Genomic DNA, 19,904 nt, shown 5'->3' on the forward strand with positions numbered 1-19,904 from the left:
AGCGCTCAGCAATCACGTGATGAATATCTTATTTAGGTACATGCTAAGACGCTGAATATGTGTTTATGGCATAATCGGTAGGCAAAATGTGTGCTTAATTGAAGAGAATATTGAGGTTTTAGTATTTACGAGTAGCAGCAACAAAGATCGTCTCATTTCAGGGCTGTTGATCATCCTAGAAGTGATATTTTTGCCCGTTTACGAGATCTGCAATACTAGATTGTTTCAAAGGGGCAAAAAAACCTTCAAGAGAATCCAAGAGTATACTTTTGAACCGGCATTGCTCACTTAGGTGACACTCTTTGGGATTCTTGCAACATTTTACGAGATTGAAGTCAGTTTCGAACATTTGAACGACTTCATAAAGTGAAATGTTTTTGGGATCTTCCTGAATCCAGATCCCCCCCCCTTCCGCCCAGTTGAAGAGGCAATCATACCGGCCTTGCGGAGCTCCTGAACAGCTGCAATCACCTGAGACCGATGGCCGATATAGTTGTCCACCAAATCATCTATCGAAATTTTCTGACCTTTTAGTATCGCCAAATGCATAAGTATCCGAACCGCAATATCTGTGCGTTCAGTGAGACGCATAATGTATTTCCTACTAGTAATTGTATTATTTTACCCCACCACTCCAAGCACCTGCAAAAGATCGCTCGTAATCCAAGAATTAGATGAATAACATTGATTATAAAAGCATATATATCCAATATATATTTATATCCCTATATACAGAATGTATTTTTTTAAATATTTGGAGAAATGTATAAATGGATAATCTAATAATTTAGTTGAGGTTAATGATGACCAGAAACACAGTAAATGAGGTCAAAGAGTATATTGATTTTCTTGAAATTAGCGCCTCTGATGTAGTTTTTGCGAAGAAGGCGTGGGACTATATTTATCCACACGCAGAAGGCGCTTTGCATGAGTTTTATGCACATAAACTAATGCGTTGTTTTTCGAAATCGATACCAACATTCAATGAATTTATACTGACAGGCAAACAAATTCAGTATTGGGACAGGCTTTTTACCTACGGATTCGACGATAAATATTTTTCAAATGTAAACAAAGTCAGCTTCTCTCACAAGAAGCTAAACATTCCGCTTAGCCACTACATTTCTTCCTATGGTGTCATTTTAAATGAATTTGAGAAAATACTTAAAGTCGAATGCGCAGATGATCCCAGATTGCTCGAGATGCTGTCAGGGTTGCGGAAATTTGTTTTCGTGGATGTTTCGATCGTCTGTAAGATGTACGACGCGGTATTGATTGATTGAAACAATGCGGTGCGTAAAAGCACCGCCTGTTTTCTAGTTTGCGGCTATTGCCAGCGTTTCCATGAATTTTTGCACATCACACTTCAGGTTTTCAGTGTGTTTTCCCATGTCTTCTGCAGACCCTTTCACCATTGAAGAAACGTCGGCAACTTGAGACGACGCATCAGCGATACCGCCGATAGTGTTTTTTACCGATTCTGTCCCTTCGGACGCTCTTTGAATGCTTGAGCTGATTTCCCCCGTTGCTTCTTTTTGTTGTTCAACAGCGGCCGCAATCGAAGCGGAAATTTCATTCATACGTGAAATTGTCTGGTTGACGTTTTCAATGGCTGATGCCGATAGCCCGGTTGCAGTCTGAATACCTTCGATCTGGCTGCTGATTTCCGACGTCGCTTTCGCCGTTTGTCCCGCCAAGTCCTTGACCTCAGTGGCTACAACTGCAAATCCCCTGCCCGCCTCGCCAGCTCTTGCAGCTTCAATTGTTGCGTTCAAAGCCAGAAGGTTTGTCTTCTCGGCTATGTCGCTAATCAAACCTAAAATTTCACCGACCCGGTTAACAGCCTGTGTAAGTGTTTCCATTGAGTCAATCGCAACTGAGCTCTGGGAGACGGCAGTATCCGAAATCTGATATGAATCGTTCACTTGGCGGCCGATTTCGGCAACAGATGCGGAGAGCTCTTCGGCGGCGGCTGCAACTGTCTGCACATTCTCAGCTGCACCGTCTCAACTATCTCGAACCGTCTGCGTTTCGGTCTCAGTTCTTTCCGTTGCTGTCGTTAGCAAATGGGCTGCGTCGGACAAGTTGTTTGCCGAACCGGAAAGATCGTCTGTCGCCATGCCGACGGAATCGGCAAATTCTGACCCAAGTTTTTCGATTGTTTCACGCCGGTCGCGCTTGCCCGCTTCAATGTAGACTGAAAGCGCCAGATCCATATCAAGCATCGCAGCTTTGATAACGGCTGTTCGGAGGATCTGGGCTTCTTTCCGCTTTAAACCGCCAAAGCCTGGAAACCTGGAGCTGGCGCCAAGAGCCGCGCACAATCCGGTCACCAGAAAACTGTAAGCGCCGATGTACCATCTTGGTTCGAGACCCAACTTGTTGTGGACCTCTCCGATCGCGGTTACGGACCGAAAATAGTCTTCGTCAAATTCCCCGGATAAAATGATACTCCAGTGGCGAAGTTGCGCAGTCTTGGCATGTTCAATGTGCACGTCATTTCGGAAAAAACGCTTGGTCTCCGGAAACTGCACAACATGACAGTAAAAATTATCTAGTATTCCTGGAATTATATTTAGAATTGTTTTTGCATTGTTTCGTAATGCATGCCGGTCCCCAATGTTCAGATCAATAAAGTCCAAACGATGCGAACCTGTATCTACTTCCGATGAGCTTACCATTGCTTTGTTCTCCTTCGAGAAATTCAAGCCGTGGCGATTTCCGTATATTTTGATTAAGAACAATTTTATTCATATGAGTTGTATAATTAAAAATACCTATACGTTCTTATAGTATGAGAATAACTCATTGATAATATAACGAAACTTAGTTTTTAACGACTAACCTAAAGAAACAGCCAATGTAACCCTGGTTGTACATTGTATCGGCAATTCGCATGAGGGCGCTGCCAAAGCACGTCGATTCTCTTCGAGATATCTATAGGGAAGGTGCAAGTCGTAGCAGGTGTTACTGGCTTTATGTCCCCACATCCAATCAGATACCGGCCCGAAACATTTTCCGGGCCGGTAATTTGTTCGCTAACTTTTCTTAGTTCGGCAGTTTGTCGTCAACACCTTTGATGTACCAGTTCATGCCGAGGATTGCGCCATCGTCGAGGGTCACGCCATCTTCAGCAGCAACAGAACCGTCCTGCTTGGTGATCGGACCGGTGAACGGCTCCCAGCCGCCCTTGATCTTGGCTTCGGTGGCTTTTGCCATCTCAACTACATCATCCGGCAGGTTGGTGTACGGCGCCATCACAACGTGGCCTTCGGTGATGCCTTCCCAAGAAGAATGGCTTTCCCATTTGCCGTCCATAACGTCCTGGACACGGTGAACGTAGTACGGCCCCCATTCGTCGATGATAGCGGTGTACTGAGCGTCTTTTGCAAAGTTGATCATGTCAGATGCCTGACCAAACCCATGCACGCCGCGCTCCTGAGCAACCTGAAGCGGCGCAGTGGAATCGGTGTGCTGGGTGATGATGTCTGCGCCCTGATCGATCAGCGCTTTGGCAGCGTCAGCTTCTTTGCCCGGGTCGAACCAGGTGTTGACCCAAACCACTTTCAGTTTGAAATCCGGATTGACGGACTGAGCGCCGAGAAGGAATGCGTTGATGCCGGCGATCACTTCCGGAATCGGGAAGGACGCGATGTAGCCTGCAACACCAGACTTGGACTGTTTTGCCGCGATTTGACCTTGGATATACCGGCCTTCGTGGAACTTGGAGTTATAAGTCGCAACGTTGTCGGCAGTCTTATAGCCGGTCGCGTGTTCAAATTTCACATCCGGGAACTTCTTCGCGACTTTCAGCGTCGGGTTCATGTAGCCAAAGGATGTTGTAAAGATGATGTTGCAGCCTTCGCGGGCGAAACGTTCGATGGCGCGCTCAGCGTCTGGGCCTTCCGGCACACTTTCCAGATAAGCGGTCTCGACCTTGTCGCCAAACTTAGCTTCGACAGCCTGACGGCCCTGATCGTGCTGGTAGGACCAGCCGAAGTCACCGACTGGGCCGACATAGACAAAGCAAGCTTTGACGTCAGCGGCGTTGGCTGCGCTTCCGGCTGCAACGAACGCGGCAGCTGCCACAGTTGCTTTCAATAGAGATTTCATCAGTTTAGTCCCCTCTGTTTGATCTCTGTTTTCATTACGATCTTTATTAGTTGATCCGGCCCTGATCGTGAAGGGCCGGATCCGCCCGGTAACAGGGAGGTGTTACCGGTCCGGAACAAATGGCTTGCCGAGACAGGCCGGTGTGTTGACCAGCGTCAGTCTGCGGTTTGCGGAGATGAGCACAAGTACTGCAATTGTCGCAAGATACGGCAAGCTGGATAGGAATTGCGAAGGAATTCCGAGCCCGATGGCCTGGGCGTGCAGGTTCAAGACACTGACCGCGCCAAAGAGATAAGCGCCAATGATCACACGTCCCGGCAACCAGGAGGCAAACACCACCAGAGCCAGCGCGATCCAGCCGCGGCCGGCCGTCATGTTTTCAACCCACTGCGGTGTGTAGGCCAGCGACATATAGGCGCCCGCAAGACCGGCACAGGCACCGCCAAAGAGGACGGCCATAAAGCGGATCTTCAGAACTGAATAGCCAAGCGCATGGGCCGAACCGTGGTTGTCACCGACAGCGCGCAGGATCAAGCCAGCCCGTGTGCGGAACAAGGCATAGGTCACCCCGATCACCAGCGCAAAGCTGAGATAAACGATGGCGTCTTGCTGGAAGAAGACCGGTCCAATGAACGGGATTTCCGACAGCCCCGGGATATAGAGTTCCGGCAAGCGGAGCCCTGGCACGCCGATATAAGCTTCTCCGATCATGCCCGACAGGCCAAGCCCCAGAATGGTCAGAGCCAGACCGGTTGCCACCTGGTTGGCAACAAGCACCAAGACCAGGAAGCCAAACAAAGCTGACATGGCCATGCCGGCGACCACGGCACCAATGACACCCATGGCGCCGGAACCAGTCTGGTTGGCAACGGCAAAACCGATCACCGCGCCCATGATCATCATGCCTTCCACACCGAGGTTCAAAACCCCTGAGCGTTCGACCACCAATTCACCGAGCGCGGCAATGAGAAGCGGCGTTGCCGCCGTTATGACAGTAAGTAGAACCGCCTCAAACATGAGAAACCTCCCCGGCCGGACCAGAAGCACGGCGGGAAACCATGCGGATGCGATATAGAATGAGCGTGTCACAGGCGAGCACGAAGAACAGCAGCAAGCCTTGGATCACACTGGCGATTTTGTTGGAGACACCAAGACCGGACTGAACGCCCTCGCCGCCGATATAGGACAGGGCCAGGACAAAACCGGCAATGATGATTCCGATCGGGTTCAGCCGGCCCAGAAACGCCACGATGATCGCGGTGAAGCCATACCCAGGCGAGATCGATGGCAGCAGCTGGTTGAGCGAACCGGACACTTCCATGGTTCCGGCAAGACCGGCTAGGCCGCCAGCCAGCGCGAAGGAGAACAGCGTCAGACGTTTTGCCGAGAAGCCTGCAAAGGCACCGGCGCGTGGGCTTTCACCCATAACGCGGATTTCAAAGCCCTTGATGGTCTTTGCAAGAACCACCGCAAGGATAACCGCCACACCGATGGTGATCGGTGCAGACAGGCTCATCAGGCCGCCGAAGACATCGGGAAGCGTTGCCGCATCGGAGAAGATCCGCGATTCCGGGAAGTTGAAGCCATCCGGATCCCGCCAAGGGCCGCGCACCAAATAATCCAGCAGGAGGCCTGCCACATAAACCAGCATCAGGCTGGTCAGGATTTCATTGGTGTTGAACCGTGTTTTCAAAAGCGCCGGGATCAAGGCCCACAAGGCACCGCCGATCATGCCGCAAATGAGCATCAAAGGCAGGGTCAGTGCGTTTTCAAAGTTGGGAAACAGGATTGGCAGTACCGAGCCGAACATCGCGCCAACAACAAACTGGCCTTCCGCGCCAATGTTCCAGTTGTTGGAGAGATAACAGACCGCCAGACCACAGCCGATCAGAATGAGCGGCGTCGCCTTGTCAATGGTGGCTTCTAGCGACCATTGCTGGGTGAGCGGCTCGATGAAGAACTTATAAAGTCCCAGTCCCGGATTGACCCCCGAAATGGCGAAGATGATTGCAGCCGACAGGGCTGTAAGCCCAACCGCTATCAAGGGAGACATCAGCGACATCAGTTCGCTGTGTTCCTTGCGTTTGACGAGTTCGATGCGCATCAAGAGACCTCCCCTTGCGTTTCAGCGCCACCGGCCATCAGAAGGCCAACCCGTTCCCGGGTCATTTCGGCAGCTGGTTCGGGCTCTGACAGATAGCCCCTGGAGATCACCGCGATGCGGTCGGCGATTTCAAAAATTTCATCAAGGTCCTGACTAATCACCAATACGGCAGAGCCGCCACGGGCCAAATCAATCAGCGCCTGACGGATCAAGGCAGCAGCACCGGCATCAACGCCCCAGGTCGGCTGGTTCACGATCAAGACCCCGGGTTTGCGGTCAAGCTCCCGGCCGACAACGAACTTCTGCAAGTTTCCGCCGGAGAGCGAGCGGGCCTCCGGATCATCGTGGGACATGCGCACGTCAAAGTTCTGCTTAATACGCTGCTCCATCTGGGCGGCATTGCCCTCAGAAACGAAACCACCGTTGACCAGTTTGTCGCCCGTCCGGTGCCGCGTCAGAACGATGTTTTGAGAGAGCTTCATGCCCGGAACAGCGCCATGACCAAGACGTTCTTCAGGAACAAAAGCAGCATCAGACTTGCGGCGCCAGTTCACACCCTTGGATCCACACGGAGTGCCATCGAGCGTTACCATGTCGGGCGCGACGCGCATTTCGCCTGAGATGGCGTCGAACAATTCGCCTTGCCCGTTGCCGGCAACGCCTGCAATTGCGACCACCTCACCGGCGCGCAGATCCAAAGAGATGCTGTTGAGCGCAGTGGCAAAGGGCGTTGCAGCTGGAGCTGACAAGTGTTTCAAGCCAAGCCGGACATCGCCAATTGCGGGCTTCTGGGCGGCCGCGTTGACCGCGATCACCTCAGCGCCAACCATCATGCTGGCAAGGGTTGCCGGGGTTTCTAGCGTCGGATCGCACTCGTCAACGACCTGACCGTGGCGCAGGATGGTCGCGTGGTGGCAAATCCGCTGGACCTCTTCCAGTCGGTGGCTGATGTATAGCACCGCACAGCCTTCATCGGCGAGCCGCTGCAGCGTCAGGAACAGCTGATCGGCTTCCTGGGGCGTCAGAACCGAGGTCGGTTCATCCATGATGATCAGCCGGGGCTCTTGCAGGAGGCAGCGGACAATTTCGATCCGTTGACGGATTCCGACCGGCAGATCGGCCACAATGTCTTGCGGATTAAGCGGCAGGCCGTATTCGCGCGATACCGTTTCGATCCGATTCGCGAGATCTTTCATGTTTCCGGGGTTTGGCAGAGCCAACGCGATGTTCTCAACCACATTCAGTGCTTCAAACAACGAGAAATGCTGGAAGACCATGCCGATGCCGAGTTCTCGAGCCGCGGCCGGGTTGCCAATGGAGACTTTCTTGCCGTCCCAATGGATTTCACCGCCATCCGGCTCAAGAGATCCGTAGAACATCTTGACGAGTGTGGACTTTCCGGCGCCGTTTTCGCCCAAAAGCGCGTGGATTTCACCTTTATTGATGGTGAGATCGACCTTGTCATTGGCAAGGATATCGCCAAAGCGCTTGGTCAGACCACGGGCGTCCAGCAAGGTATCCTTGTCGGATCTTGCGAGCGGGTTATCCGCCTTGTCCACTTCTGTATGGTTGTTCGTTGCCACACTGTCCCCCAGTTGGATGCCGCTTTATTGTTCATGTCTTATTGGTGTGCAAGCCTCCCGCTTGCAGCGGCTTGTTGATAACGGGCCTCATCCCGGGTGAGGAGTTCAACTGCGATTCCGGCTGCAATTGCAGCTGGTTGCTTGGATTTGATCGCAGTCACTCCAATCGGGCAGACCATGGTAGAAAGCACGGTGTCGCTCAGACCCCGCGATTTGAGACGTTTTAAGAAGCGTGTCCGTTTGGTTTTGGAACCAATCACACCGCAGTAGGCGAACTTCTGGGCGAGCAACGCCCGCGCCATGATGTCTTCATCGAGCGCGTGCGAATGGGTCATTGCCAGCACAAAAGCATTCTCCGGCGCGTCTTCGAGAACGGCAGCCGGATCGGGCACGCAGATTTTTGTGACATTAGCCGGCACCGCACCTGGAAACTGGTCAGCCCGGCTGTCGATCCAGAAAATCGAGAACGGCAGAGGAGCAAGCGCCAGCACCAAGGCCTTGCCCACATGGCCTGCTCCGAAAAGGTAAAGAGCCCGCCGGGTTTCACCAAATTGTTCGATCAAAACATCCGGATCGCTGTCAGATCCGCTCGTCAGATCGAAATGGCTTGTTGCAGCTCCTTCAATCAGGTTCCGGTTCAGCACTTTGCCGTCTTTGATTTCTGACCGGGTAATGAACGGACCACCATTCTGTTCTGCTTCCGCTAACCGTTCGGCTTGACAAAGGTGTTCACCAGTGAGGACTTCAAGGGCGATTTTTGCCCGGCCGCCACAACACTGGCCAAGGTCCGGTCCAAGAGAAACGGTGATCATCTCAAACCCGGCTTGACCTGTTGTCGCTGCTTTTGCCACCTTCCGAATGGCTTCGAATTCCAGCGTACCGCCACCGATTGTGCCGTAAAAGCTGCCATCTGGACGGACGACCATACGGGCACCGGTTTCCCGCGGTGTCGAGCCGCCAGTGTCAGCGACCGTGACAAGGGCACAGGCACCGCTGCTCTTCAAGCAGTTCGCTATGTGCCCCCAGACCTTCATGAGTGCGCCTTTCGGGACCGCAGATCCCTGACGGCTTTCATGATCGCTTCCGGCGTTGCCGGGGCATTCAAGTTAGGCACTTCACCCGGGCTCAAACTCGCTACTGCATCATTGATGGCGCAGAAAACGGCATTCGCCAGCATCACCGGCGGTTCACCAACAGCCTTGGAGCGGTAGACCGTATCCTGCGGATTGCCGCTGCCCTCATAAAGGTTGACGTTGAAGTCTTCTGGAATGTCGGAGGCCGTTGGGATCTTGTAGGTCGACGGCGCGTGAGTGCGCAGCCGGCCTTGTTGGTCCCAGACCAATTCTTCGGTGGTTAGCCAACCCATGCCTTGGACAAAGCCGCCTTCGATCTGGCCAAGATCGATGGCTGGATTGAGCGAGTGGCCAACGTCATGAAGAATATCAACGCGGTCGACCGTCATTTCGCCGGTCATCGTGTCGATAGTGACTTCCGCACAAGCCCCGCCAAAGGCGAAATAATAGAACGGCCGGCCAGTAACGCTGTCCCGGTCCCAGGTGATGCCGGGTGTTGCATAGAAGCCGGCATGGGACATCTGGATCCGCGCCATATGGGCAAGCTTAGCGACTTCGCCAAGTGAGAAACTCTGTTCACCGATCAAGACTTTGTTGTCGCCAAAATGAATGGCTTCCGGCCCGCATTGATGGCGTTCACACAAGAACCCGATCAAATGGCCCTTGATTTCCTGCGCCGCCAATTTGGCAGCCATGGCGTTGAGATCCGTACCGGATGAGGCCGCTGTTGGCCCGGTGTTCGGCACCTTGGAGGTGTTGGTGGCCGTGATACGGACCTTGTCGAAGGTCACGCCAAATTCCTCGGCAACAACCTGGGCAACCTTCTGGTAAAGCCCCTGCCCCATCTCTGTGCCGCCATGGTTCAGATGCACGGATCCGTCGGTATAGAGATGCACCAAGGCGCCAGCCTGATTGAGGTGTTTCAGCGTGAAGGAAATGCCGAACTTGACCGGTGTCAGCGCCAGGCCCTTTTTCAAGACCGCATTGGTGGCGTTGAACGCACGCACCTGGTCCCGCCGCGCCCAGTATTCAGAGCTTTCTTCCAGTTTGGCTATGAGATCGTGCATGACCTCATGTTCTTCGACCGGCATGCCGTAAGGGGTCAGATTGTGCTCGCCGTCATAGAAATTCAACTTGCGGATTTCCAAAGGATCCCGCCCGGTTTTGATGGCAATTGCATCAATCATTCGCTCCGCCGCCAGCATGCCTTGCGGCCCGCCGAACCCGCGGAACGCGGTGTTAGAACAGGTGTCGGTTTTCAGGCGCCGGGAGCGGATCGCCGCATCTGGATAGAAATAGCTGGAATCGGCGTGAAACAGCGTCCGGTCGTTGACGCCAAGCGACAGATCGACCGAATAGCCGCAGCGGGCCAGAAATTCCATGTCGACAGCCCGGATCCTGCCGGTGCCGTCATGTCCGACCTTCCAGTCGACTCGGAAATCATGCCGCTTGCCGGTCATGATCATGTCGTCGTCCCGGTCAAGACGCACCTTACATGCCCGGCCGGTAGCTTGCGCCCCAAGGGCCGCGAGGCTCGCCCATTGATTGGCTTGGGATTCCTTACCGCCAAAACCGCCGCCCATGCGCCGGACTTCCGCAGTTACCAAGGCATCAGGCACACCGAGGACTTTGGCCACTGTGTGCTGCACTTCCGTCGGGTGCTGGGTTGAGGTGTGGACCAGCATGGCACCGCCTTCTTGCGGAACCGCCATGGCGATCTGGCCTTCCAGATAAAAATGCTCTTGCCCGCCAATCCGCATGGAGCCGGAAAGCACTTCTTCAGATGCCGTCAAACCGGTTTCCGGCGAGCCTCTGCGGAACTGGTAATCCGGCAAAACCATTGTCTCCGCCGCCACCGCGTCTTCCTGGGTAAGGATCGGCGTGATCGGCGCGACATCAATTTTGGCTTTTAGCGCCGCCTTGCGGGCTTGATCGCGGGTCTCTGCGACAACCGCAAACACCACCTGACCGTGGAACAGGATTTCGCCATCGGCCAGCACCGGATCATCGCCAAAGCCAGACGAGCAATCATTGGTGCCGGGAACGTTTTCGGCTGTCAGAACCGCAACCACACCGTCCGAAGCGCTGACATCTGTCAGATCAATCGAACTGATTTTACCGCGGACGGCCTGGCGGGCATATCCGGGAACAACGTGCAGGGTTCCAACCGCCTCGACCAGGTCGTCGATATAAGGCGCGGTTCCTGTGACGTGCATCTCGGCGCTGTCATGGGCAAGAGATTTCCGCACATGTTTGAGCGGTGATGTGACCTTAGTGGGATCAAGCGGCGCGGTCATGATCGGCCTCCCGCTTTTTCAAGACCCGCAGATTTTCCGCAGCTGTGCCGTCCGTTTCCATCAAGGCTTTGGCCAGCAGAGCGCGGGCTGTTTCCATCCGGTAGTCTGCGCTTGCCCTCATATCGGTCATTGGAGTGAAGTCGGTATTAAGCGCTTCGAAGGCAGCTGACCATGTGGATGCATCTTCTACTTGCGCGCCTTTGAGGGCAGCTTCTGCGCCTGCCGCCCGCTTTGGTGTGCCGGCCATACCGCCGTAGGCGATGCGCGCTTCAATGATCCGTCCGTCAACGACCGTAAACCGGAATGCGGCCATCACAGACGAAATGTCCTGATCGAACCGTTTGGAGATCTTGTAACACCGGTACGCCTGATTGGCCGAGGGCCGTGGCACGAACATCCCGGTGACAAATTCTCCCGGCAACCGGTCCTGTTTGCCGTAGTCAATAAAGAAGTCTTCCAGCGGCAGTGTCCGCTCGTTATCGGCCGACTGCAACTCAACACTGGCACCAAGCGCAATCAATGCCGGTGGCGAATCCCCAATCGGCGATCCATTTGCAATGTTGCCGCCGACGGTTCCCGAGGCCCGCACTTGTTTGGACCCGATCCGTTTCCAGAGTTCGCCAAGGTCAGGTGAGATGCCGGTCATGGCTGCTTCCGTTGCATCGAAGGTCGCGGTCGCGCCGATCAGAACACCAGCTTCAGTTTCTTCAACACGGTCCAGCCCTTCAATACGGCCAAGCCAGATGACTTTCGGCAAGTCGCGCAGGTGTTTGGTAATCCAGAGGCCTACGTCCGTTGCACCCGCGACCAAGGTGGCATCGGGATGCTGGCGGTAAAGAGCCGCCAGACCATCCAGCGACGATGGTGAGGCAAAAAACGAAGAACTGTTGCCTAAGAAAATGTCCCGGCTGTCCGCCAAGGTCTTCAGCTGTTCCCGGGTTTCATTGGAGCGCCAGGTAAAAGCGTCATCGGCAGCATCAAAGCAGGCTTCCAGCGCGGCATCGATGATCGGCCGGTAGCCGGTGCAGCGGCACAGATTGCCGGCAAGCCATTCGGTAACGGTCTTGCGGGATTTTTCCTGGCCCTCTGCATGATACAGCGTGAACAGGGTCATGATGAAACCGGGCGTGCAGAACCCGCATTGAGAGCCGTGCAAGTCGACCATCGCCTTTTGCACCGGATGGAGGCGTTTGTCCTGCGCCAGATCCTCAACCGTCACCAGCTCCGCACCGTCGATCATGCCGAGGAGCTGAATGCAGCTGTTGACCGGTTGATAGATCAACTTGCCATTAACGAGCCGGCCGAGCGCAATGGTGCAAGCCCCGCAATCGCCCTCGCCGCAACCTTCTTTGGTGCCGGTTTCCTGCCGCCGCAGGCGCAAATACTCCAGGACAGTTTCCGTTGGGCCGACATTGGTCAGCTCAACAACTTGTCCGGCTTTGATGAAACGGATCGTATCCCTCATGCCTCAGCTCCCCCGGTAGGTCGAATAGCCGAAGGGTGATAACAACAGCGGCACATGATAATGCGCAGCCGCATCGGCCATGCCGAACCGGATTGGGACGAGGTCAAGGAAGAGCGGATCCGGCAGACCCTGACCGGTTGCCCTTAAATAGTCACCGGCATGAAACCGCAGTTCATAGATCCCGGTTTCAAAGGTGCTTCCGGAGAGGATCGGACCGTCCACGCGGCCATCGTCATTGGTTTCATGGGTAGACATATGCTTCGGCTCATTGCCCACGGACCAGAGCTCTATCTTAAGCCCCTTGGCCGGGATTCCCAAAGCGGTATCCAGAACGTGCGTTGTTAAACGCCCCATGTTTCTCTCCCTCATGCAGCAGTGCTGCAAAACCGTTCAGATAAAAAATGTGCATGATAAGCACGCAGATCCAAAGCGCTCATTTGCGCTCTTAATGATGCCTAATTGGCATCAATAGATGCAAGACGTTCGTTCAGAGCGAGCACTGCGTGGTCAAAAAACATCGCCGGAGCCAACGCCAAGGCCCTCAGCGATGACGTGACTACACACAAGCGATCTGCTTGAAGAGGTTCATCTTTTAGCGGTTTAAAGACCAGATGCCCCGCTTCTAAATCATCCTCGCAACCGATTTGTGTTTGGAAGCCTATGACGTTCTCATCACGGGCGAGCGCCCGCATCAAACGCAGGGAATTTGCCTCGACATATGTCAAAGATGCGCCGGGAATCCGGCTGCGGATGACATCGATCCTCGCGCGAATTGACAATCCTTCCGCCGGAAGGGCGACCGGATATCGCAAACAATCGGCCAGGCTCAGCCCGTTTTCTCCTGCCAAGGGATGGTCTGGCGCCATCAATGCGCCGATCACCAGGTCATGATGAAAGGCCGCTGTCAGCGTCGACATATCCGGCGGATCAAAGGTGAAACCGACGTCCGCTTCGGCGGCCTCAACCTTGCGCGCGGCTTCCTGAGATGAGGAAATCGCCACACTCACATGAATGCCCGGATAAGATTTCCGGAAAGAGCTGATGACAGCCGGAAGCAGCCGTTCAGCGACACTCTCAACAGAGGCAATGGAGACGGTGCCGCGCCGTAGGCCCTTCAACGCATCAAGCTCGGCAACCGTTCCTTCAAAATCGGAATACGTCCGCCGGATATGGGCAAGCAGCACTTCGCCTGCTTGCGACAAGCGCATGCGCCGTCCAACCCGCTCAAACAGCTGCAATCCCAGCGCCTCTTCCAGCCAAAGGATCTGCCGGTTGACTGCAGAAGAGGCAACATTGAGATTGCGGGATGCTGCCCGGATCGAGCCAGCCTCGGCGGCGGCCAGAAAATACCGCATCGCCGGGCTATAAAGATTGCGCGAAAGATCCTGGGCGCGGGCTGAACGCATTAATCCGGACCGGTCTTATGGAATAAGCACGGTCGTGCCGGTGGTCTTGCGGCCTTCCAGATCCTGATGAGCCTGAACCGCATCCGCCAGACGGTATTCCTGATTGACCGAGATTTTGACAATCCCCCTGGAGACCACATCAAACAGGTCACCAGCCGTCATCTCCAGATCTTCACGGCTGGCGATGTAGTTGAAGAGTGTCGGCCGTGTCGCAAACAGGGATCCCTTTTGCACCAGAAGTCCGAGATTGAAGTCCGGCAGCGGGCCGGACGACTGGCCGAAGCTTACCCAAAGGCCACGCGGTTTTAAACAATCCAGCGATCCAGGGAATGTATCCTTGCCGACGGAATCATAAACGACGTCACAACCCTTGCCGTCGGTAATTTCCGCCACGCGTTCAGCAAAGTTTTCAGTCCGATAGTTGATGACATGCTGATAACCGTTGGCCTTGGCGAGATCCATTTTCTCCTGAGACCCAGCTGTGCCAATCACGGTTGCCCCAAGATGGGCGGCCCATTGACCGGCAATCAGGCCGACCCCGCCAGCAGCGGCATGGAACAACAGGGTCGTTTCCGGACCAACCTTATAAGTCTGACGCAAGAGATATTGAGCCGTCATGCCCTTCAGCATCATTCCGGCAGCGTCCTTGTCGCTGATGCCATCGGGAATCACCACAAGCCGGTCTGCGGCGATCGTTCTTTCCTGCGCGTAGGCGCCCAGTGGTCCGGCATAAGCAACCCGGTCACCCGGTTTGATGTGGGTGACGCCCTCGCCGACCACCTGAACCACACCGGCCCCTTCATTTCCCGGAATGAACGGCAAACCATTCGGCGCCGGATAAAGGCCGGAGCGGAAATATGTATCGATGAAGTTGAGACCAATCGCGGTGTGCCGGATGCGGGCCTCTCCTGGCCCCGGCTCTCCAACATCCACATGTTCCCAGTTCAAGACGTCCGCATCACCTGTTTCATGCACACAGATTGCCTGTACCATGCCGTCTCCCATCGGGTGTGTTAAGTGTTTGAAGTATCGGCGTGTTGGCCGAGATTTTGATGCCCACAATATCCAGCGCAAAGCATTTGCGCCAGTGGCAAAGACTGGCCGCATGGTTTGCCGAACGCTGAGCTACGCAGTTAGAGGGCCGTTTCTGTTGTTATGCGACCGGTCAATCGACCCGGTCAATCAGCTGCTGAATGGCGGATACTGAAAAGAGATAGAGACTGGCGAGCGTGAAAATCGTTGCCGTCACCGTGTTCAATACCATGCCGTCTAAAATCGCCATTGCTGCCAGTGCCATCCACAGCAGGGTCACAGGCAGCGTGATCATGCGCCAGCGTTTCACACGCACCGGATGGACAAAGCGGACCGGCGCAAATGTCAAGGCACAGCACGCCAGAACAACGGCTATGGTAAAACCTTCGGAGGGCGACAAGACAAGCAAGCCGAAGACGACCATGTTCCACCCGGCCGGGAAGCCCTTGAAGGATCCGTCCGGTGTTTTCATGCCGTTGTCAGCAAAATAAAGCGCACCGGTAAAGACGACCAACCCGCCGCAAACCCAGTTCCACGGATTGGACAGCATCAGGCTCCAAGACAGCGCAAACGCCGGCAGGAAGACATAGGTCGCGTAATCAATGACAAAGTCGAGCGACGCACCCGACCACCGCGGCAATCGTTCCGCCACGTTGAATTTCCGGGCGAGCGGACCATCGATGCCGTCAACAAACAGGGCGAGGCCAAGCCAGGCAAACATTTCATCCCACTTGCCTTGTGCACCGGCAAGAAGGGCAATCAATGCGATCGGAGCTCCGGAAGCTGTCAGAACATGAATCAAAAACAGCGCAGGTTCCGGCGCGAGTTTGCCAGGCGTTACGTCCGTCACGGGCCTAGTCCTCTTTAGACATTAAAATCCGCGCTGAAACCAATCTGCAATTCGCTGCGCGGTAGAAACTCATGATGTGTATTCCCAACGGGAATTCTTTTGAGCCTGTCTGTTACTAATATTGCATATTGATGACAGTGTGAACCGGAAAACACCAGAAACACTCCCGGCATCATTAAGGCGGTGTTGCCGGCCCACCGAGCACCATGCTCAAAGCCAGCGTTCCGCCCCAGATCAGCAGGAAAACGCCGATCGCTGTTGGTAGGAAACGGCTGGGGAATGTTTTCTCCAGTGCCATCACGGCACCAAGCAAGGCGATCCAGAGAATATTCATCAGTCCAACAGCAAACATGACGGTCATGACGGCCCAGCAGCAGCCTAGGCAAATCCATCCTTGCGCAATGCCTTCTCTGACCGAGTCGCTGATCCCAAAGCGCGCTGTTTCCTTGGCGAAAGACCACCTTGGATACCAGCACCTTTGAAGACATGCTGTTTTGGCCGGTGTGAATTGGTAAATCCCAGCAGCAATCAGAACGGATGCTGTCAGCGCCAGACTGACTGGGGCCATCATATCGGAAAGCGCGCCCAGCTTTGAGAGGCCGACTTGCGCCAATGTTGCCACGACCGCGTATCCGAGCCACACCGCCAAATAGCCGAAAACAACCAATACTGTAGGCACAACGTTCGAACCAGGCCCAGAGCGGCGCTCTGAAATATGCCGGTGAAAGGCTTTCAACATGGGCGTGGCGGACGGCAGCATCATGGCCAGCGCCATCATTGCCCACATAAGGAAAATTTTCCCAACATCGACCCAAGTCAATTCCACGCTTGGCATGCCAAAGGTGGCGCCAGCCGGCAAACACAAAACAGCCAGCGCTGCGCGCGCATCATCCGGAAGCCCGCGGAAAATATTGAACTGATTGAGCAGACTCATACCAGGTCCGGCTTCCGCCATATCCATAACAGGCACCATGGCAGCAACCATGGCTATCAGATATGCCCATCCGCTGATCGCAAGAGCGGCCACGACCACGATAACCAGCGGCCAGCCCCGAACAGTTTCCGGGTTTTGAGCAGTCGAGGTTTCAGAAGTATTCAAGGCGCGCATAGATCCAGTCGTCAATGAGGTATTTTCTGATGTGTGGTGACCATGATACTGGGTCTCATCCTTGAGCCAATTGATTTGTCTCATAGTCCGCGACGATCCAGGGCGGCATCAAAAAGCTGTTTCTTAGCTGCGTAATTTGGTCCTGTTGATCTTTCCGGTTAAATGACCAATTTCGGACAGACAGACAAATGCTGAGCAGTGAGCCTGGTAGATTTATGGCACGGACCAAAAAAGACGTTTTTTATGACGCAGTTGTTGTCGGCGGCGGGCCGTCTGGGCGGATTGCAGCCCTTGCCCTGGCACGTTCCGGTCTGCAAACCGCTCTTATTGCCCCGTTAAAGGCACCGGCAGATGAACGCACGACGGCCTTGTGGCAAAAGTCGCTCGACCTTTTGAAAGATCTCGGCATTTGGGAAGAGATTGAGCTCAACGCCGAGCCACTCAAGAAAATGCGGATGATCGATGGGACGGAACGGCTAATCCGGGCGCCCGAGACGGTCTTCAACAGTGCAGAGCTCGGTGTTGAAGAATTTGGCTACAACATCGTCAATTCGGAAATGAATAACGTTTTGGCCAAGGCTTGCGCCAAGGAAGTCAATTTGACCTGTGTGGATGATTTTGCTGAAGACGCTGATTTCAGCGGCGCTCGAGCAACAATCACCACAAAATCGGGTCAAACTGTGAAGGCCGCATTGGCCGTCGCGGCCGATGGCCGCAATTCGATGTTGCGGTCTGCAGTTGGGATTGACGTCAAACGCTGGTCCTATCCGCAAACCGCGCTGGTTCTTAATCTGGATCACACCTTGCCGCACCATGGCGTTTCAACGGAATTCCACACCGCGACAGGACCGTTCACCCTGGTTCCCCTGCCCGGCCGCCGGTCCTCTCTGGTCTGTGTGGAAACTCAAGAAACCGCGTTACGGCTCAAAACCATGGACAAGACTCTGCTGGCCCGTGAGCTGGAAGACAGGGCCCGGTCTGTCCTCGGCAAATTCACCGTGATTTCTGAACCTCAAACCTTTCCGCTCTCCGGTATGACCGCTCAATCCGTGATTGCTTCGAGATTGGCTTTGATTGGAGAAACCGCTCATGTCTTCCCGCCGGTTGGTGCCCAGGGGCTCAATCTCTCCATGCGCGATATATCTGACTTGGTTTCAACTGTGACCACTGCCAAGCAAAAGGGTCAGGACCTCGGCAGTCTTACGGCTTTGAAACCTTATGAAGCCAAACGGATGTCGGATATCCGTTCGCGCACCAATGCGGTCGACATGCTGAACCGCTCGCTTTTGACTGAGTTTCTGCCAGTTCAGGCGGCCCGCAGCGTGGGGATGTATTTGGCCGGTAAGATCGGCCCCTTCCGCCGCCTGCTGATGCGCGAAGGCATGGCGCCCGGAACAGGATTTCAGCTGCGTCCGTGATATGATGCCAGAATGCCACCTATTTTCGGGTGCTTTTCTTTCGGCTGTGGTAGGTCAAGGCCATCAATATGATTTGGCGGAGTTGCGGGACCGGCAGGGGCTGGGCAAGCGAAAGATGGACGCTGCGGTCTCCGCCAAATGTCATCTCCGGAAATAGGCCGCGCCATTCGGACACAAGGCTGCTCTGACAATTCACATAAAGAGCGATATCGCCTTGATCAGAGGTGTCCTGGTCGATCCGGATTGTCGTTCCGGACTTCGGCCGTTCAGTCAGATAACTGAGCTGCCCCCACTTCACCGTCTCAACTACATTGCCGACGCCCTCGGCTTCTGATGCGGCTTCGAAAATGAGATTGCGAAGCTCCATCAACGCGGATTTGACGGCGTCCGGATACTTTTCGATGACCGCAAGCGCCGGTTTTTCATTCATGTCAGCCTCCGCTGATAACCTCTGAAAATCCTGTCGGCAGAACCCCGGTGGTAATTGCCCAGATGAAGGCCGTCACAGTAACAATCGACACCACCGTTCCAATCAATACGAAACTCGAGGCCCGCTGCACATAAGTTCCATAGTGCTGCGCCAGGACAAAAACATTGGTGGCCGGCGGCAAGCACGCCATCAAAACCGCTGTTGCAATCCACACCGGATCAATTCCGCCGATCCAGGTCAACAACAAGAAGATTAAAAGCGGGTGCGCAATCAATTTCACGCCCAGCACAATCGGCAGCTCCAAGGGAATGCGACCGATCGGACGAATCGCGATGCTAACGCCCATGGCAAACAGCGCACAGGGTGCGGCGGCATTGCTGAGGTACTTCAGCAAGGTTGCAAAAGCCGCGGGCTGCTGCAGTTCGAAGGCAGCCGCCAAAACACCTGCAATCGTTGCCAGGATGAACGGATGAGTAAAAATCCGCCAAAGAATGTTTTTGACGGTCCCGACCAGTGTTTCATTTTCTGCCCCGGCGACAGCCATCATCATTGGCGCCAGAATAAACATCAGTGCGTTGTCGAATGACAGGATCAAGGCTGTTGGAACGGTCGCCTCTTCGCCAAGCACAGCCAATGTGAGACCTGGCCCCATATACCCCACGTTGGAGTAAGCACCAGCAATCCCGAGGATGGTCGATTCGGCGATGCTGCCCCGGGTCGCGACCACACCGATGCAAAAGGAAACCGCAAACACAATGTAAGTGGTGAAGGTCGTTGCGGCGATGTAGGACAGATTGGCCAGCTCTTCGATTGGCGTTCCGGACAAGAGCCGGAAGAACAAGGCTGGAAGCGCCATATAGACGACGAAGAAATTCATCCAGCTGAGGCCAGATTCCGGAATTTTTTTAATTTTTCCGGCGGCAAAACCCAGAAAAATCAGCCCGAAAAACGGCAGTGACAGTGAAATGACATTCTGCATGGTCGATCTGATAACAGTAGGTCGGCGGGTACAACGGTCGCAAAGG

At 54.5% G+C, this 19,904-nt stretch carries 20 protein-coding genes; 2 read left to right on the forward strand and 18 right to left on the reverse strand.

All coding sequences use genetic code 11. The features are described 5' to 3' along the window. Nucleotides 1–175 precede the first annotated feature (175 nt). Nucleotides 176–349, reverse strand: a complete 174-nt coding sequence (locus ACOOFE_RS13400) for a hypothetical protein (RefSeq protein ID WP_420415386.1) — start codon at nt 347–349, stop codon at nt 176–178. After that, entirely contained in the window at nt 322–591 is a 270-nt protein-coding gene (locus ACOOFE_RS13405; RefSeq protein ID WP_420415387.1) for an Rrf2 family transcriptional regulator, read from the reverse strand. The genes ACOOFE_RS13400 and ACOOFE_RS13405 overlap by 28 nt, the downstream gene beginning before the upstream one ends. Nucleotides 592–803: 212 nt before the next feature. Here ACOOFE_RS13405 and ACOOFE_RS13410 point away from each other — a divergent pair, with 212 nt between their 5' ends. Next, complete coding sequence (locus tag ACOOFE_RS13410; protein ID WP_420415388.1) at nt 804–1,283, forward strand: protoglobin family protein; 480 nt, start codon at nt 804–806, stop codon at nt 1,281–1,283. A 33-nt stretch (nt 1,284–1,316) separates the two neighbouring features. Here the strand turns inward: ACOOFE_RS13410 and ACOOFE_RS13415 are convergent, their stop codons facing one another. The 14 genes from ACOOFE_RS13415 to ACOOFE_RS13480 all read right to left on the reverse strand — a co-directional run bounded on the left by ACOOFE_RS13415 (nt 1,317) and on the right by ACOOFE_RS13480 (nt 17,115). Further along, nucleotides 1,317–1,988, reverse strand: a complete 672-nt coding sequence (locus ACOOFE_RS13415; RefSeq protein WP_420415389.1) for a methyl-accepting chemotaxis protein — start codon at nt 1,986–1,988, stop codon at nt 1,317–1,319. An 18-nt stretch (nt 1,989–2,006) separates the two neighbouring features. Then, nucleotides 2,007–2,744: a protoglobin domain-containing protein gene (locus tag ACOOFE_RS13420; protein WP_420415390.1), complete on the reverse strand. Its 738-nt coding sequence runs from the start codon at nt 2,742–2,744 to the stop codon at nt 2,007–2,009. Between the two features lie 304 nt (nt 2,745–3,048). Then, nucleotides 3,049–4,113 carry a BMP family ABC transporter substrate-binding protein gene (locus ACOOFE_RS13425; protein WP_141186767.1) on the reverse strand — a complete coding sequence of 355 codons (1,065 nt, stop codon included), beginning with the start codon at nt 4,111–4,113 and terminating at the stop codon, nt 3,049–3,051. Between the two features lie 102 nt (nt 4,114–4,215). Then, nucleotides 4,216–5,130, reverse strand: a complete 915-nt coding sequence (locus ACOOFE_RS13430) for an ABC transporter permease (protein WP_420415391.1) — start codon at nt 5,128–5,130, stop codon at nt 4,216–4,218. Continuing rightward, nucleotides 5,123–6,217, reverse strand: a complete 1,095-nt coding sequence (locus ACOOFE_RS13435) for an ABC transporter permease (protein WP_420415392.1) — start codon at nt 6,215–6,217, stop codon at nt 5,123–5,125. Before ACOOFE_RS13435 ends, ACOOFE_RS13430 begins: the two co-directional genes overlap by 8 nt. Next, a complete protein-coding gene (locus ACOOFE_RS13440; protein WP_420415575.1) occupies nt 6,217–7,776 on the reverse strand; it encodes an ABC transporter ATP-binding protein in 1,560 nt (519 codons plus the stop codon). The genes ACOOFE_RS13435 and ACOOFE_RS13440 overlap by 1 nt, the downstream gene beginning before the upstream one ends. Nucleotides 7,777–7,838: 62 nt before the next feature. Beyond that, on the reverse strand, nt 7,839–8,834 hold the full coding sequence (gene xdhC / locus ACOOFE_RS13445) for a xanthine dehydrogenase accessory protein XdhC (RefSeq protein WP_420415393.1): 996 nt from the start codon (nt 8,832–8,834) through the stop codon (nt 7,839–7,841). After that, entirely contained in the window at nt 8,831–11,170 is a 2,340-nt protein-coding gene (xdhB, locus tag ACOOFE_RS13450; RefSeq protein ID WP_420415394.1) for a xanthine dehydrogenase molybdopterin binding subunit, read from the reverse strand. Before xdhB ends, xdhC begins: the two co-directional genes overlap by 4 nt. Beyond that, nucleotides 11,154–12,635, reverse strand: a complete 1,482-nt coding sequence (xdhA, locus tag ACOOFE_RS13455) for a xanthine dehydrogenase small subunit (RefSeq protein ID WP_420415395.1) — start codon at nt 12,633–12,635, stop codon at nt 11,154–11,156. The genes xdhB and xdhA overlap by 17 nt, the downstream gene beginning before the upstream one ends. A 3-nt stretch (nt 12,636–12,638) precedes the next feature. Further along, nucleotides 12,639–12,989 carry a hydroxyisourate hydrolase gene (gene uraH / locus ACOOFE_RS13460; RefSeq protein WP_420415396.1) on the reverse strand — a complete coding sequence of 117 codons (351 nt, stop codon included), beginning with the start codon at nt 12,987–12,989 and terminating at the stop codon, nt 12,639–12,641. Between the two features lie 101 nt (nt 12,990–13,090). After that, nucleotides 13,091–14,041 (reverse strand): LysR family transcriptional regulator, encoded by a 951-nt coding sequence (locus tag ACOOFE_RS13465; RefSeq protein ID WP_420415397.1) that lies wholly within the window; start codon nt 14,039–14,041, stop codon nt 13,091–13,093. 15 nt (nt 14,042–14,056) lie between these two features. Further along, entirely contained in the window at nt 14,057–15,034 is a 978-nt protein-coding gene (locus tag ACOOFE_RS13470) for a quinone oxidoreductase family protein (protein ID WP_420415398.1), read from the reverse strand. A 172-nt stretch (nt 15,035–15,206) separates the two neighbouring features. Beyond that, complete coding sequence (locus ACOOFE_RS13475; RefSeq protein ID WP_420415399.1) at nt 15,207–15,923, reverse strand: CDP-alcohol phosphatidyltransferase family protein; 717 nt, start codon at nt 15,921–15,923, stop codon at nt 15,207–15,209. Nucleotides 15,924–16,098: 175 nt separating this feature from the next. After that, entirely contained in the window at nt 16,099–17,115 is a 1,017-nt protein-coding gene (locus ACOOFE_RS13480) for a DUF2182 domain-containing protein (RefSeq protein WP_420415400.1), read from the reverse strand. A gap of 131 nt (nt 17,116–17,246) precedes the next feature. Here ACOOFE_RS13480 and ACOOFE_RS13485 point away from each other — a divergent pair, with 131 nt between their 5' ends. Beyond that, the gene (locus ACOOFE_RS13485) at nt 17,247–18,449 is read left to right on the forward strand and encodes a UbiH/UbiF family hydroxylase (RefSeq protein WP_420415401.1); all 1,203 of its coding nucleotides are present in this window, start codon (nt 17,247–17,249) and stop codon (nt 18,447–18,449) included. A gap of 19 nt (nt 18,450–18,468) precedes the next feature. Here ACOOFE_RS13485 and ACOOFE_RS13490 read toward each other — a convergent pair whose 3' ends face one another. Next, nucleotides 18,469–18,879: a DUF1801 domain-containing protein gene (locus ACOOFE_RS13490; protein ID WP_420415402.1), complete on the reverse strand. Its 411-nt coding sequence runs from the start codon at nt 18,877–18,879 to the stop codon at nt 18,469–18,471. 1 nt (nt 18,880) lies between these two features. After that, a complete protein-coding gene (locus ACOOFE_RS13495) occupies nt 18,881–19,858 on the reverse strand; it encodes an AEC family transporter (protein ID WP_420415403.1) in 978 nt (325 codons plus the stop codon). Between the last annotated feature and the right edge of the window lie 46 nt (nt 19,859–19,904).

It is taken from the genome of Roseibium sp., from assembly GCF_965216085.1.
Classification (GTDB): Bacteria; Pseudomonadota; Alphaproteobacteria; order Rhizobiales; family Stappiaceae; genus Roseibium.